Raw genomic sequence first — 14025 nt, 5'->3', positions numbered from 1 at the left:
ATGGCCAGGATTCTGATTGTTGGCGGTACCGGTTTGACCGGGGCGCATGCGGCGCTTCACCTGCGCGAGCTGGGGCATGAAGTCACCCTGATGTCGCGCAGCGCACCCACGCTCGAGTGCCTGCAGGAGTTTGAGCACATCGCCGCCGACTACGTGCAGGAGCCCTTATCAGCGGCGCAGTGGTCTGGCTTTGAGCAAATGGTCTTTGCGGCCGGTGCCGATATACGCCAGTTCCCGCGCGGGCAGGATGAGGCAGCCTTTTACACCCGGGTGAACGTGGAAGCCATCCCGGCATTTTTTGCCAGCGCCAGATCGGCCGGCCTTGCGCGCGCGGTCTACATCGGCAGCTTTTACCCGCAGGTGGCGCCCGAGGCCATCGCACGCTCAGTCTATGTGCGCTCGCGCCATCTCGCGGACGAGGGCGTCAGGCAGCTGGACTGTGACAGTTTTTCCGTGTGCAGCCTGAATGCGCCATTTATCCTCGGCCATGTGCCCGGGCTGCGGCTGCCGCATGTCGCGGCGATGGTGGATTATGCCCGTGGCAAGCTGGAAGGCGTGCCGCTGCTTGCTCCGGCGGGCGGTACCAATCACATCAGCAGCGAGTCCATGTCCGCAGCGATAGCCAGCGCGCTGGAGCAGGGCAGGGGTGGCCATGACTACCTGGTGGGCGACGAAAACCTCAGCTGGAAGACTTACCTGGAACGGTTCTTCCGGGCAGCGGGTAACCCGGTGGACCTGCCTGTTTCAGAGCAGGAACACCCGTTGTTTCCTGACGTCATGATGTATGCCGGCCGCAATGCACGGGTGAGTTATGAGCCCGAGCTGGGCGAATTGAGCTACCCCCTCGGGCGTATTCAACACACCATAGAACAGGTCGTCAGTGCCTACGGCTGACGCTTTGCGGGTCGGGAGAATCGAACATGACACGATTGAGTGAACAGGTACTGAGGGCGACTGCCGAGCGCCTTATCGCGGCCCACCAGGCGGCTTCCATCAGCAACGATTGGCTGGCATTCGTCGACGAGCTCTACGCCACGGATTGCGTTTACACCTGCGAATATGCCGGGGTGATGAATGTTACCGCCAACGGCATCGAGGAGATCAAGGCTACGCATTATGGCCGCGATATGCAGGTCGGCTGGGAGGGCTGGACCTTCCCCTATGAGGGCGTCTACGTGGGCGCGCAGAACAACCTGGTGACGCACTGGCTGAACAGGGGGCCCGGTACCCGTGCCGACGGCAGCTACTTCCAGACCCCGGGTGTGTCCTTTATTACACTCAACAGCGACGCCAGGATCAGTCGCCAGTTCGATATGTTTGATCTCGCCCACCAGATGCTGCTATGCGACGAACTGGAAGATGCCGGATTGTTGTCTCCCCGTTTGAAAGCAGAGTGGGTGCTGCCGATGAAGGAAAAGCTGGCGCAGCAGCTGCAACGCAACACCTCGTAGCGGGCTGGCGCGCCAGCGCGGGGAAAAGCCCGGGTTTTTTCTGTTCCCGACAGCACATCGTCGCTGTTTCAGCGGCTGTACTGGGCTATGATGCCCCTATCGACAAACTCTATGACAAGACCATTCCCCGGAGCTGAGCATGCGTTTAACAGAGGAATTCTCGCTGGAAATAAAGTTGCATGAGCCGCTGCCCGTCGGCGCGGGGCCCTCGGGCACCCGCGTCGTGTATACGGTCGCATCCGGTGAGGTAAGCGGCGAGCGCCTGCGCGGCAGGGTACTTGCCGGCGGCGAATGGGCGCTGATCGGCCCCGATGGTTTCCTGCGGGTGGATGTTCGCCTGCAGCTGGAGACGCATGACGGCGCGCATATCTATATGCAGTACACCGGACTGATGGAAATGAACGAGGCGGTCCACGGGGCGCTGGCCAGTGGCTCGGGCACCGAGTTCGGTGAGCAGTATTTTTATACCAACCCGCGCCTGGAGACGGGCGATGAGCGTTACAGCTGGGTCAATACCACCTTCTTCGTCGGCGAGGGCCGATTGTTGCCGGATTCAGGTGTGGCCTACCGCGTCTGGCGGCCGCAGTAGTCTCCAGGGCGTAACGTTATGATCAGGCTGATGATTCTGTTGCTGGCGGCCTTCGCGCTGTCCGGCTGCAAAATAGAAATAGTGGTGCCCAATGGCGGCAACGTGGTGTCCGCCTCGGGTGCCTATGGTTGTGCCCAGGGTGAGCGCTGCATTGTCGAGGTCAGCGATATTTTCTTCGACGAGACCTTTATCGCAGAACCCAGGGCCGGATACCGCTTTGCCGGCTGGAAAAAACGTGATCGCGGGCTCTGCGGCGGACGCCTGGGCGATTGCGAACTGGAGACCAGTGCTTTCGAGGGTAACCCGGTACTGATGATGTTCCTCGAAGCGGACGAGGTGTTCTACCTCGAACCCGTTTTCGAGGTGATCCCGGTGAACAGTAACGGTCACCTGCTGTTGTACGGTGGCGTCACCTCGGACTATTACCTCGGATGCATTACCTGCACCAGGCTGGACCCGGAGTCGATCTGCAACAGCAACAGTATCTTCGGTTCGCCCAGGGCCGTGGACAGCATCTGGAACCGGTTCGGCGATTTTGGTTCGACGAGTTCCGAACTCAGCCCGTGGAACCGTTTTGCCAGCTATCCGCCGGCTATTTTTGACCAGGCCGGACTCTTTTACGGCTATCTCACCGCCAATACCGCCGATCCGCAGCGCACGCGCCTGGTCCTGTTGCAGGATCTGGCTGATTACGCCGCCGATGGTCGCTATACCTTGCAGGCGGTGCAGGACTGGTTCTGTAATTGAGGCGATTGCGTCGCGCCAGGCAGGGCCACTAGGCGTTTTCGCGCACCTCGGGCATCAGGTCAAACAGCAGTGCCGTGTCGAAAAATTCCTTCACCTCGGCAATCAGCCCGTCTTCCACGCGGTAGAGCAGGCAGTAGTCGTTCTCGTAATCCTTGCCGTTGGCGGTGGTGGCTGAGAGCGTGAACTGCATCATCACATGCGTGTCGTCAGCGAGTTGCGCATGGTAGTCGTAGCGCATGCTCTCAGGTCGGTAATAACTGTCAACGGCGCCACTAAAAAGGCCGGCGATGGCTTCCGGGCCCTGTAGCTTGTTGTGCAGCGGGCTGGTGCGCGGCAAGCACCAGCGGGCATCGGCGCTGAAGAATGCGGTCAGGTCGACGTCGGGGTCGGTCTGCTTCTGAGCCAGCGCCGCATAGAATGCCTGCACGACGGCCTGGGCAGCTGATTGGGCCATGGGGGTTGCTCCGTTTCTGGTGGTTGGCTCTTCGGGCGGTGCCCATAAATATAAAACGGGCCCCGCGGGCCCGTTCCATACACTGTCACTTCAGCGGCAACTAATCAACCGATAGCCTTGACGGTAATCTCGGCGATCTTCTCCGGCGGGATGGGGTAGAACATCGCGATCGGGTCGGTGGCTACCGCCATGACAATCTCCTCCAGGCGATCCGCGCTGACGTCCCAGCGCTTCAGGTCAGTAGCGCAGCCGATCTGCTGTTGCAGCTGGCGGATTCTGCCGATCACATCCTGCAGCAGTGCCTCACCGGAATTGCCACCGGCCTGCATATTCAGCGCCTGGGCCAGTCGCTCCGCATTGGGGATATACAGCTCCGGCAGCGCCTCCATGACGATGGGCAGGAAAACGCCGTTGGCATCGCCATGGGGGATGTGAAACAGGGCCCCGAAAGCATGAGCGCAATTGTGTACCGGTGTTGCGTTCAGGGACGCCACGTAGCCGTCGATCGCCATGCAACTGGCGGTCAGCATCTGGTGTCTGGCATCGAGGTCCTGTCCGTTGGCGACGGCGAGGGGCAGGTTCTTTTCGATCAACTGCGCGGCCATCATGCAGTGGGCGTCGGTAAACGGATTGGCGTTGGGCGAGGCTACCCCCTCCAGGGCATGAGTCAGCGCGTCCATGCCGGTAGAGGCAGTCAGGCCAGGGGGCAGCCCCAGGGTGAGTTGTGCATCCAGTACCGCGATATCGGGCTCCAGGTAAGGGGCTACGATGCCACCCTTGATACCCACTTCCTCGTTGTAGATCACCGCCGCGTTGGAGGCCTCAGCGCCGGTCCCGGCGGTCGTCGGTACGGCAAGGTGAGGGATGCCGGAGTGGGTGGCCGCCGGCCAGGACTCACTGCGAATGCCGCTCTGCAGCATGTCAGCGATATTCAGCACCTGGTGCTGCAGGGCGTATTTCACCGCCTTGGACGCATCCAGTACAGAGCCGCCGCCCACGGCAAGTATGGCGTCTGCGGCGATCTCCCTGGCATAGGCCGCGCACTGGTTTACCGCACTGCTGTGTGCGTCTGGTGGGATGTCGGTATACACGCCGGCCAGTGTCGGCATGGTGCCTGACTGCCAGTTATCGAAACAACTCACCACGCGATCGACAATACCGACGGCCTTGAGACCGGGGTCGGATATCAGCAGGACGCGACGTGCGCCCATGCCTTGCAGCAGGGCAGGGATGCGAACGATGGCACCGCAGCCGCTGTGGACCACCGTGCGCATGTTGTATTGAAAGTAACCTGTGTTGGACATGATTCTGCTCCGTCGAATGCTGTTGTTATTGGCCCAGGGTGGTGTGGACGATGCGCTGCATGCCCTTGCGCTCTGGCACGCGCTCAAAGGACATCTGTACGGCCTTGGTCTCCACGTAGGCGTCGATGCTCTGGGCGCCCAGTTCACGGCCGTATCCGCTCTGCTTGTAACCGCCAAAGGGGGCATCGGTGCGCATCATGTGCCAGTCATTAACCCACACGGAACCGGCGCGCAGTTCCCTGGCCAGTTGCTGGGCCCTGACTAGGTCGCCGGTCCAGATGCCGGCGGACAGGCCATAGTCGGTGTCGTTGGCAATCCGGACCGCCTCGTCCACATCGCTGTACTTGATGACCGAGAGCACCGGTCCGAAGATTTCCTCGCGGGCGACCTTCATGTCGTTGGTAACATCAGCCAGTACCGTGGGCTGGACGTAGAAGCCGCCTTCGCAGCCTGCCACAGTGGCGGGCTCGCCGCCGCAGACCACCCTCGCGCCCTCGGCAACACCTGACTCGATATAACCCATCACCTTGTGGAAATGCGCCTCTGTAGACATCGGGCCAACGCCGGTTGCCGGGTCCGCGGGATTGCCGACAATGACCTGGTCGGAGCGCTCTGCAAGCTTTTGCAATAGCTCGTCGTAGACATCCTCGTGTACCAGCAGCCGGGTGCCGGACTCGCAGGCCTGGCCCGCGTTCATATACACCGCCCACAGGGAGCCCTGTGCCACCATGTCCAGGTCGGCATCGGGCAGTACGATACCCGGGCCCTTGCCACCCAGTTCCAGGGTGCAGCGCTTCATGGTGGAAGCGCAGTTGGTCTGCACGATCCGTCCCACGCGGGTTGAGCCGGTGAACGATATCTTGTCGATGCCCCGGTGCAGGGTCATGGCATCGCCCACACGGGCGCCATCACCGTTGACCACATTCAGTACGCCGGGGGGCAGTACCTGCTGCAGCAACTCGGCGAGGCGGATGGACGAGGTCGGGGTCAGTTCCGATGGCTTCAACACCATGGTGTTGCCAGCGGCAAGTGCGGGACCGACTTTCCAGGAAAACAGTAGCAGCGGGAAGTTCCAGGCCGTGATCAGCCCGCACACGCCCACGGGCTCCTTGAATATCTGTGAGTGCCACTGCTCCGGCAGGGGGCGGGGAGACTGGTTGCTGACGAAGGGATAGGTCTTCACCGCCTCCGCCAGGTTCATCCACAGGTCCGCCACCGCGGGAATATCCAGGTTGCTGGCGCGATTCAGGGTGGCGCCGGAGCAAGCGATTTCCAGCTCGATCAGTTCCTGCGCGTTCTGCATCACCACGTGGGCGCAACTGTACAGCACCTTGGAGCGGTCGGCCGGTGACATCTCGCGCCAAGCGCGGTCATCGAAGGCGGCGCGCGCCGCGGCCACGGCTTTGTCCACATCGGCCTTGTCGCCCATGGCGGCCCTAGCAATGACGTTGCCGTCCGCCGGGTTGATCACGTCGGCGTATTCGCCGCTCGCGGGTTCACAGCGTTCGCCGTTGATGATTAACGGGAAGTGTTGTAGTTCCGTCATTATTGTCTCCTCTCGCCTAATCCAGGAAGTTGACGCGTCCCTTGCCCAGGTGTTGCTGGACGAGGTCGCGGTAGTGGTCTTCGATCTGCTTGCGCTTCAGTTTCATGGTCGGCGTGAGCAGGGCGTTTTCGATGGTCCATTCATCGGTGATGAACAGGTTGGACACGCGTTCATGCGCCGGCACTTCGGCATTGATCTCGTCCAGTAGCGCCTCCAGTTCAGCCGTGAGTTCCTCGCGGTCACGGCCCTTGCCCAGTTCCGACAGCGTGACCAGTATGATCGGCGCGTCCAGGCCATGGCCCATGCAACAGAATTGCGCCAGGCTGGGATTGCGCCCGAACAGGGTCTCCAGTCGCGTCGGCACGATGAACTTGCCCTTGGAGGTCTTGAATACCTCGCTGACACGCCCGGTGACCCAGAGATTCCCGTCCTCGTCGAACTTGCCCGAGTCGCCGGTGCAGTACCAGCCGTCATCGAAGACCTCTGCCGTTTTCTCGGGATTCAGGTAGTAGCCTTTCATCAGGCCCTTGCTCTTGAACTGGATTTCGCCGGAGTCGGACAGGCGCACCTGGATGCTGTCGTCCATGGGTTGGCCGACACAGCCTGAAATGGGCTGGTCGTCTTTGGTCCAGCCGATGCCGTGGATAAAATTCTCGGTCATGCCGTAGCCGTCGCGCAGGGCGATGCCCATATCCAGGAACCAGTCCTGCACGTCCCGGGGGCAGGGCGCTGAACCGGTGAGAATGAAACGCGCGCGCCCCAGTCCCAGCATCTGCGCAATGCCGGCTTTCTGCTCGGCAGTGAGACCGGCCTGGGCTTCCGGCGGAATCTTGGCGTCCACGCCCTCCTTGAACTTGACCCAGAGCCGGGGCACGGCAAAAAACAGGGTCGGTTGCACGGAGCGGATTTCGTCGCCGAATGTCTCCAGCCCCTCAGAGAAAGAGATGGTCGCATTGACGTAGAGGCTGCACATTTCCACCACGATGCGCTCGGCGGCGTGGGACATGGGCAGGAATGAGAAAAAGTCGTTCTCACCCTCGGTAAGTCTGAACGCCTTCGCCAGGCCCGGGACCACGTGCCCCGGGGTCTGGTACATATGCATGACGCCCTTGGGGTTACCGGTGGTGCCAGAGGTGTAAATAATCGTGAAGATGTCCTCGCCGTCCGGCCGGGGCGACTCCATGTAGGGTTCGTAGTTCTGGTAGATATCCTCAAGGCTGGTGTCGGTCGGGTTCTTGCAGCCCAACATTGCCACCGTCTCGCGATTGTCACCGATAGCCTCGCCGGCGCGGGCGTGCTGGTCGAAATCGCCGCAGAAGACCAGCCTGGCGTCAGAGTGATTGAGGATGTAGTTGGCCGATTCCACGTCCTGCCCGGGATAAATCGGTACGCTGATGTGGCCGGCGAGCATGATGGCGAGATCGACGATAGGCCAGTCCATACTGTTTGACGACCAGATCGCGATCCTGCTGCCGGGCTCGTAATCCCGGGATTTCAGGAACCGGGCGATGCGCCGAACGCGGTCGGCCACCTGGGCCCAGGTATACTCGCTCCATTCCAGTTTTGCCGGTTGCCGCAGGTACACTTTGTCGGGTGTTTCCTGCTCCCAGCGATAGAACATGTCCAGTGGGGTGTTGACTGTTTCAGCCATAGTGCACTCCTTTATTATCGTGTCGTGTGCGGGGTATACGCTTACTGACACTGAGTAGTGTAGTTAAAGCAGCCGTCGCCGCTTGACAATTTGTGCGCTTCTTTTGACAATTTCCGCAGCTGAACGACTAAGGCAATCTACAGGCATGCAGCTGCAATCCTACATACGAGGCGGGGTGCTGGAATATTTCGCCAGCACCGTTGAGGCGCTGGGCGGTGACGTGTCAGCGCTGTTGCGGGAGGCGGATGTGGCGCCGGAAGTCATGAGCATCCGCGGCACCTTTCTGCCTTACTCCAGCTATATGCGCCTGATGCACTGCGCTGCTGAGGCTACAGCCACGCCGCATTTTGGCCTGTTGATGGCGCGTCGCGGCAACGCCGAAACCCTCGGCACGGTGGGGATTATCATGACCCAGGCCGATACCGTGGGCGGCGCCTGGCAGACCCTGTCACAGTTTTACCGCATCCACGATACCTATGGGCGGGTGCGCATCTGGCGTTACCCGGGTTCGGTCATGCTCAGCTATGGCCTGCCGCGTAATGACCAGCCAGGCACTCGCCAGGTCTACGATGTGGCCGCGGGCATGATGGGTAATATCATGCGCCAGTTCTGCGGTGTCGATTTCATGGCCGAGGAAATCATCCTGCCAATCGCCGAACCGGCAGATGTGTCCGTCTATGCTGCACTGCCTGCGCGCCGCGTGCGCTTTGGTTCCAGCGCGGTTGAAATGCATGTGGCGCCTTCACTGATCGAACAGTCTTTGCCCGGGCGCGACCAGGAACTGCGCACAGCGCTGGGGGATTATTTCACCGCGACACCTCTGGGCAGTGCGCAATCCACCGCGCGCATGGTCGAGGATATGATCCGTCGCCTGCTGCCCACAGGGGAGTGCACATTGCCCCGTGTCGCGCAGACGCTGGCGACGACAACGCGAACCATCCAGGCGCGTCTCGAAACCGAGCAAACAAGTTTCCGCCAGATTCTGGAAAACGTGCGCAGGGAGATCGCCACCTTCCACCTGCGCCGCGGAGATATGCAGCTTACCCAGCTGGCAATGGTGTTAGGCTACAGCGAGCTGAGTGCTTTCAGCCGCAGCTTTCGTAGCTGGTATGGCGTATCACCCAGGAAATGGGCCGAACAGGGGAGCTGGTCGGCGCAAGCGAAGACTACCTGACAGGAGTATCACAATGACCAAGACAGTGCTGATCACCGGCTGCTCAAGCGGCATCGGCCGCAGCCTCGCCCTGAGCCTGCACGGGCGTGGTCACCGGGTGTATGCCACGGCCCGGCGTCCCGAGACCCTGCAGGAACTGGCGGACAAGGGCCTGCGCACACTGGCGCTGGACGTCAACGATGAACAGAGCATCAGTGCTGCCATGGATATCGTCAGCGCCGAAGCGGGGCAGTTGGATATGCTGGTCAACAACGCCGGGTTCTCGCAGGTCGGGGCAGTGTTGGACCTGCAGCGAGAGGACCTGCGTCGGCAGTACGAGACCAATGTTATCGCGCCAGTCGCCGTGACCCGCGCCGCTCTGCCGCTGTTGCGCAAGGCGGTGGCGTCCCGGGGCGTGGCCGACCTGGTGAACGTGGGCAGTATCGTGGGCCTGTTCACCACACCGTTTGCCGGTGCCTACTGTTCCAGTAAAGCCTGCCTGCACTCGCTGACTGACGCACTGCGCATGGAACTGGCCCCGCTGGGTATACGCACCATCACAATCCAGCCGGGTGGCGTACGTTCCTCCTTCGGCGATCATGCGGAGGAGGCAATTCGCCTCCCCGAGGATTCAGTCTACAAGCCCATAGAGGCCGGTGTGCGCGCCAGGGCGCAGGCCGGTCAGCAGAATGCGACGCCGACAGATGAATTTGTCGAACCGGTGGTGGATAAACTGCTGCGCCAGAACCCGCCTGCTGTGATTCGCGGCGGCGCGGGTAGCGTAAAGTTCGTCATGCTGAAACGTGTGCTGCCGATGAAGCTGTTTGACGCTATATTGAGCAAGCGTTTCGGCCTGAGCAAGCTGCGCCCGTCGTAACAGGGCTGCGGTGCCAGTGCGCTGTTCTCAATGCAGGGCGCTTGATCCCGGTTGCATGTCCGGATCCGCTTGCGCGAACAGGTAGTTCAGTTGCAGGCACTCGGCGGCGACCTGGCGGGTGACGCGGATGGTATTGGCGACAAAGTCGGCGAACTGTTCCAGGTTCAGCCCCGCGCCCCCGAGACAGGTTCCCGCCGCCACCAGCTGTGGTGTGGCATCGTCTACCACATCCTGGAACAGCTTAAGCGTGGGGTAGTCCATATTCAGCCGGCCCAGGTCCGCGGCCAGTGGCAGCAAGGCCATGGGCCTGATCTCCAGCTCTGTGGTTAACAGCAGCCCCCAGGGTTCCAGGAACAGGCGGCTGTCGATCACACCCTCGGTTTCCTGCAGCGTACTCAGGTGCAGGCCCTCACAGCGGTCGCAGGTAAAGAACTCTACTCTCGCTTCTGCCAGCCACTGCTCAACGGTTGCCTTGTCAATTGCCCGGGGTGAACTCATCTGTATATCATCGCGCTCAGGTCAAAGCGGCATTCTACGGCACATCCGTCGCCCGCCCAAGCGGGCATGGGCGCCTGCAGCCAGAAAAACCTGTTGGCTGCCGCCGCTCGAATGCTAAAGTGCTGCGAGCAGGCCAGCTCGCGGCTGGGCAGGTGCGACAGCAATAAGGAGATAACATGTTCAAACACTACTTCGCAGCAATCTGTCTGCTGCTGATCACGTCTACGGCCACGGCAGCCGGCGCCTTGCGTGTGGGCATGTCAGCTGACTATCCGCCGCTGCATTTCAAGCAGGACGGGCGTTATCTCGGCATCGAGGCGGACGCCGCCAAGGCGGTTGGTGAGATCATCTCGCGCCCGGTCGAGATTGTCGAAATACCCTTTAACCAGCTTATTCCTGCCCTGCTGGCGGGCAAGGTGGACGTGCTGATGTCAGGGTTGAGTGTTACCGCAGAGCGCAGCAGGGAGGTGCGTTTTTCCGACCCTTACCTGCGCGTGGGCCAAATGGCCATCATGCACAAGAGCAAACTGGGCCGCTTTTCGCAGCCGTGGTCGGTGTACCGAGAGGGCGTGCGTATCGGCGTCGAGCCGGGCACTACCGGCGCCGCCTTTGCCGAGCGTGAACTCCAGGATGCACAGATCAGCTTCTTCGACGACCCGGAGTCAGCCTTCAAGGGGCTGCGCAATGACATCATTGACCTCTACATCCACGATGCCCCCACCAGCTGGCAGCTGGCCAACGGCATGGACAATGATGACCTGATAAGCCTGTATTCCCCGCTTACCGAGGAGATGCTGGCCTGGGCTGTGGCGCCGGACAATACCGCGTTGCTGACAGAGCTGAACCGGGCGCTGGCCTTGATGAACCAGAACGGCACGCTGCAGTACATCCTGAACCGCTGGATACCCGTCACCGTGGAAGTGGAGTGAGGAGGGACAGCTGCACGTGAGCATGCGAAAAGACAAGATGACTGGTGCCTGGCTTCGTGGCTGCGGACTGGCAATGTGCCTGGTATTGGCGGGGTGCAGTGACAGCAGTGACGCGCCGGCGCGGCCCGGGCCCTACGCCGCAGATGATTTGTGGCTGTGCAAGCCGGGCATAGCGCAGGATCGCTGCCGCGATCTGGACCAGACCATCACCCATATCCAGGAAGACAACAGCCAGGTCGTGTACCAGCATGAAATCGCCGCTGACCCGGAATTCGACTGCTTCTACGTGTATCCCACCGTGGACCAGCGCAGTGAACCGGGCAACATGCTCGACCTCGAGGCCGGTGAAAACCTGATGTTGCGGCCACTGGTGAACCAGGCGGCGCGTTTCAACAGTGTGTGCCGCGTTTTTGCCCCCAAATACCGGCAAATGACCATTGGCAGCTACGGGGTCGAGGATGTGCGCAACAGCAGCTACTTCAGCAGCGCCTTTGCTGATGTGGAAGAGGCCTTTGAGCAGTACCTGCTGGAGAATCCCGGTCGCAACTTCGTACTCATGGGGCACTCCCAGGGGTCGCACATGCTGCTGGAGCTGCTGGCGCGGCGTTTCGAGAATAACGCCGCATTGCGTAACAGGTTGATCTCGGCGCTGGTCATCGGCCCGGTGGGCTGGCTCGAGGTGCCCGAGGGCGAGGTCGTCGGGGGCAGTTTCGCCAATATCCCGCTGTGTACACACGCAACCGATAATGCCTGCATTGTCGCCTACGACACCAATGCAGAAGGGGCCGAGCGCCCGCAGCGTGAGCAGGCCTTGCCCTGTGTCGACCCAACCCGCCTCGGTGGTGAACCCGGCTTACTCGCCAACATGATTTATAACGACCAGGAAGGTATCCCTTTCCCGGAAGGCGTGGAGACCAGCTGGATAGGCTGGCCGCAGATGCACACAGCGTCCTGCGACAGCAATGGTTACCTGTCCATTGGCACGGTGCAGCAGGAGCGGCAACCCACGGTGCCGCCGGAGCTGGTGCAACTGGTGCTGGGCGGCAGCCTGCACCAGGCGGATTTCAACTACACCATCGGCGACCTGCTGCGGCTGGTCGAGGTGCAGGCTGACAGCATGCCCTGAAGCGGTAAGGGTGACGTCACCGGCCAATGTATGCGCAAAACCCCGCCGCAGCAGAAGCCGCGCCTGCTACTGCGCCCCGGGTTTAAAAGTAAAGCCTCGGTGCAACGACTCTGACGGCGAGTGCGCTGAGGCGAGCAGGGCTCAGTCGTTCACCCCGGGAAAGCTGTACTCATGGCCCCAGAGGTCGCCTTCCGTACTGACAGTGGGCACGTGATTTTCGTAGTCGATCAACATGCCGTCATAGCCGTATTCCACCGCGATGCCCCCCGGCGCCAGCAGATACACGGAGCACATGTTGTCGTTGACATGCCGCCCCAGCGTGGCCAGGAAATGCACACCGGCTGACTTGGCCCTGTCCATGGCACCACCAACCTCATCCATACTGCTGACCTCGACCATGATATGCACCACGCCGAGGGGGTGTGGCCCATTGAACAGGGCCAGGGAATGCTGGCGCGGGTTATTGGCGTGATAGAACTGTATCTTCATGCCGTCCATGCCGGGCGGGTAGAGGGTGTCAGTGAGGCCCATGCCGATCACGTCTGTGTAGAACGCCGCTGCAGCGTCGATCTCCGGCGCGGGTAGCACCAGGTGGCCGAAGCCGAGATCACCGGTTTGCTGGTAGGTGGTCACAAAACCCGAGATACCCTGCGGTGACACCAGCGGCGTGTAGTCCAGTTCGCGTCCCCAGAACAACTCCAGGGTGTTGCCTGCAGGGTCTGAGGTGGTGGCAAAGGCGGTGACGCCGCGACGCTTCGCTTCCTCGGCTGAGCCCTGGGTTACCGGGCGACCCGCTTCTGCAGCCGCTTCGCAGGTGCGTTGCCAGGAATCGGCGCAGGGGAATTCCAGGCCAGTGGCGAGCAGGCCGTCTGCCTCCGCGGGTTCGATCATCAGCCGGAAGGGATGGTCGTCCATGCGCAGGAAGCGCGCGCCGGCGGAGTCTTCGCGCTGTGCATCCATCAGGCCGAGCACATCCGTGCCGAAATTCATCCACGCGTCCACGTCGGTGGCGCCTATACGCAAGTAGCCTGAAGCTGAGACGGACATCTGTTTCTCCTGAAGGTTGGATGTAGAGGTTCATTATCGGCATATTCTGCGGGCTGGCCACACTCTTGCGACGTTATCACGGGCACGGTTCATCATAGTGATCTGAAAAGTCACTGCGAGTTGATTAGATGGGTCATTGAGCGCTTATGTCATTCCTTTGATACTGCCTGTTCGCTTATTTCTGATCGCAGGAGGGCAACGGCAGTGCCAGAGTCCGAGATTCTCAACCAGGCTTTTGAACTGGGTTACACCTACACCCGATCTACCGGTCCCGTGGTGGGACGGTTTCTTACTGGCTTGCGTGACCGCAAGATAGTCGGCATCCGCGCCAGCGACGGACGTGTAGTCGTGCCGCCCATGGAATACGACCCCGACACGGCTGCGGAATTGTCCGAGTTCGTTGACGTGTCCAGTGAGGGCGAAATCGTCAGCTGGGCCTGGGTCAAGCATCCCAGGGAAGCGCACCCCAGCACAGAGCCGTTCGCCTGGGCAATGATTCGCCTAGATGGCGCCGATGTACCCATGGTGCACTGGGTGCAGGCCGGTGATGAAAGCGATCTGCACACCGGTGCGCGTGTGCGCGCTCGCTGGGCCGATGAAACCGTGGGTTTCATCACCGACATAGCCGGCTTTGAACTGGTATAGGGGAACTG

General features: G+C 61.2%; 15 protein-coding genes. 9 read left to right on the top strand and 6 right to left on the bottom strand.

Annotation, left to right across the window (positions count from 1 at the left end):
- From F0M18_RS04900 to F0M18_RS04885, 4 genes are all read left to right on the top strand, one after another.
- A complete protein-coding gene (locus F0M18_RS04900) occupies positions 1 to 894 on the top strand; it encodes an NAD-dependent epimerase/dehydratase family protein (RefSeq protein ID WP_149610291.1) in 894 nt (297 codons plus the stop codon).
- 26 nt (positions 895 to 920) lie between these two features.
- Positions 921 to 1451, top strand: coding sequence for a nuclear transport factor 2 family protein (locus tag F0M18_RS04895; protein WP_149610290.1), 531 nt, complete (start codon positions 921 to 923; stop codon positions 1449 to 1451).
- A 139-nt stretch (positions 1452 to 1590) separates the two neighbouring features.
- Complete coding sequence (locus tag F0M18_RS04890; protein WP_149610289.1) at positions 1591 to 2040, top strand: DUF3237 domain-containing protein; 450 nt, start codon at positions 1591 to 1593, stop codon at positions 2038 to 2040.
- 18 nt (positions 2041 to 2058) lie between these two features.
- The gene (locus tag F0M18_RS04885; protein ID WP_149610288.1) at positions 2059 to 2787 is read left to right on the top strand and encodes a hypothetical protein; all 729 of its coding nucleotides are present in this window, start codon (positions 2059 to 2061) and stop codon (positions 2785 to 2787) included.
- A gap of 28 nt (positions 2788 to 2815) precedes the next feature.
- Here F0M18_RS04885 and F0M18_RS04880 read toward each other — a convergent pair whose 3' ends face one another.
- The 4 genes from F0M18_RS04880 to F0M18_RS04865 all read right to left on the bottom strand — a co-directional run bounded on the left by F0M18_RS04880 (position 2816) and on the right by F0M18_RS04865 (position 7742).
- Complete coding sequence (locus F0M18_RS04880; protein ID WP_149610287.1) at positions 2816 to 3241, bottom strand: nuclear transport factor 2 family protein; 426 nt, start codon at positions 3239 to 3241, stop codon at positions 2816 to 2818.
- Between the two features lie 104 nt (positions 3242 to 3345).
- A complete protein-coding gene (locus F0M18_RS04875; RefSeq protein ID WP_149610286.1) occupies positions 3346 to 4545 on the bottom strand; it encodes an iron-containing alcohol dehydrogenase in 1200 nt (399 codons plus the stop codon).
- 25 nt (positions 4546 to 4570) lie between these two features.
- The gene (locus tag F0M18_RS04870; RefSeq protein WP_149610285.1) at positions 4571 to 6091 is read right to left on the bottom strand and encodes an aldehyde dehydrogenase family protein; all 1521 of its coding nucleotides are present in this window, start codon (positions 6089 to 6091) and stop codon (positions 4571 to 4573) included.
- A 16-nt stretch (positions 6092 to 6107) separates the two neighbouring features.
- Positions 6108 to 7742 (bottom strand): AMP-binding protein, encoded by a 1635-nt coding sequence (locus F0M18_RS04865; RefSeq protein ID WP_149610284.1) that lies wholly within the window; start codon positions 7740 to 7742, stop codon positions 6108 to 6110.
- A gap of 145 nt (positions 7743 to 7887) precedes the next feature.
- Between F0M18_RS04865 and F0M18_RS04860 the strand changes: the two genes are divergently transcribed.
- Both F0M18_RS04860 and F0M18_RS04855 read left to right on the top strand, forming a co-directional pair.
- Positions 7888 to 8916, top strand: a complete 1029-nt coding sequence (locus F0M18_RS04860) for an AraC family transcriptional regulator (RefSeq protein WP_149610283.1) — start codon at positions 7888 to 7890, stop codon at positions 8914 to 8916.
- 13 nt (positions 8917 to 8929) lie between these two features.
- Positions 8930 to 9772, top strand: a complete 843-nt coding sequence (locus F0M18_RS04855; RefSeq protein ID WP_149610282.1) for an SDR family NAD(P)-dependent oxidoreductase — start codon at positions 8930 to 8932, stop codon at positions 9770 to 9772.
- A gap of 27 nt (positions 9773 to 9799) precedes the next feature.
- On the opposite strand, the gene F0M18_RS04850 is transcribed toward F0M18_RS04855, so the two are convergent.
- On the bottom strand, positions 9800 to 10270 hold the full coding sequence (locus F0M18_RS04850) for a YbjN domain-containing protein (RefSeq protein ID WP_149610281.1): 471 nt from the start codon (positions 10268 to 10270) through the stop codon (positions 9800 to 9802).
- Between the two features lie 176 nt (positions 10271 to 10446).
- Between F0M18_RS04850 and F0M18_RS04845 the strand changes: the two genes are divergently transcribed.
- Together F0M18_RS04845 and F0M18_RS04840 are read left to right on the top strand one after the other, a co-directional pair.
- Positions 10447 to 11199, top strand: a complete 753-nt coding sequence (locus tag F0M18_RS04845) for a substrate-binding periplasmic protein (protein ID WP_149610280.1) — start codon at positions 10447 to 10449, stop codon at positions 11197 to 11199.
- A 22-nt stretch (positions 11200 to 11221) separates the two neighbouring features.
- Complete coding sequence (locus F0M18_RS04840) at positions 11222 to 12325, top strand: DUF3089 domain-containing protein (RefSeq protein WP_262500857.1); 1104 nt, start codon at positions 11222 to 11224, stop codon at positions 12323 to 12325.
- Between the two features lie 141 nt (positions 12326 to 12466).
- Here the strand turns inward: F0M18_RS04840 and F0M18_RS04835 are convergent, their stop codons facing one another.
- Positions 12467 to 13372, bottom strand: coding sequence for a VOC family protein (locus F0M18_RS04835; protein WP_149610278.1), 906 nt, complete (start codon positions 13370 to 13372; stop codon positions 12467 to 12469).
- Between the two features lie 204 nt (positions 13373 to 13576).
- Here F0M18_RS04835 and F0M18_RS20055 point away from each other — a divergent pair, with 204 nt between their 5' ends.
- Entirely contained in the window at positions 13577 to 14017 is a 441-nt protein-coding gene (locus tag F0M18_RS20055; RefSeq protein WP_223177910.1) for a Zn-ribbon domain-containing OB-fold protein, read from the top strand.
- Positions 14018 to 14025: the final 8 nt, after the last annotated feature.

Origin of the sequence: Pseudohalioglobus sediminis, assembly GCF_008370495.1 — a bacterium.
Taxonomy (GTDB): domain Bacteria; phylum Pseudomonadota; class Gammaproteobacteria; order Pseudomonadales; family Halieaceae; genus Halioglobus.
Note: the sequence above shows the minus strand (reverse complement) of the source record. Positions and strands in the feature narration are given on the sequence as shown.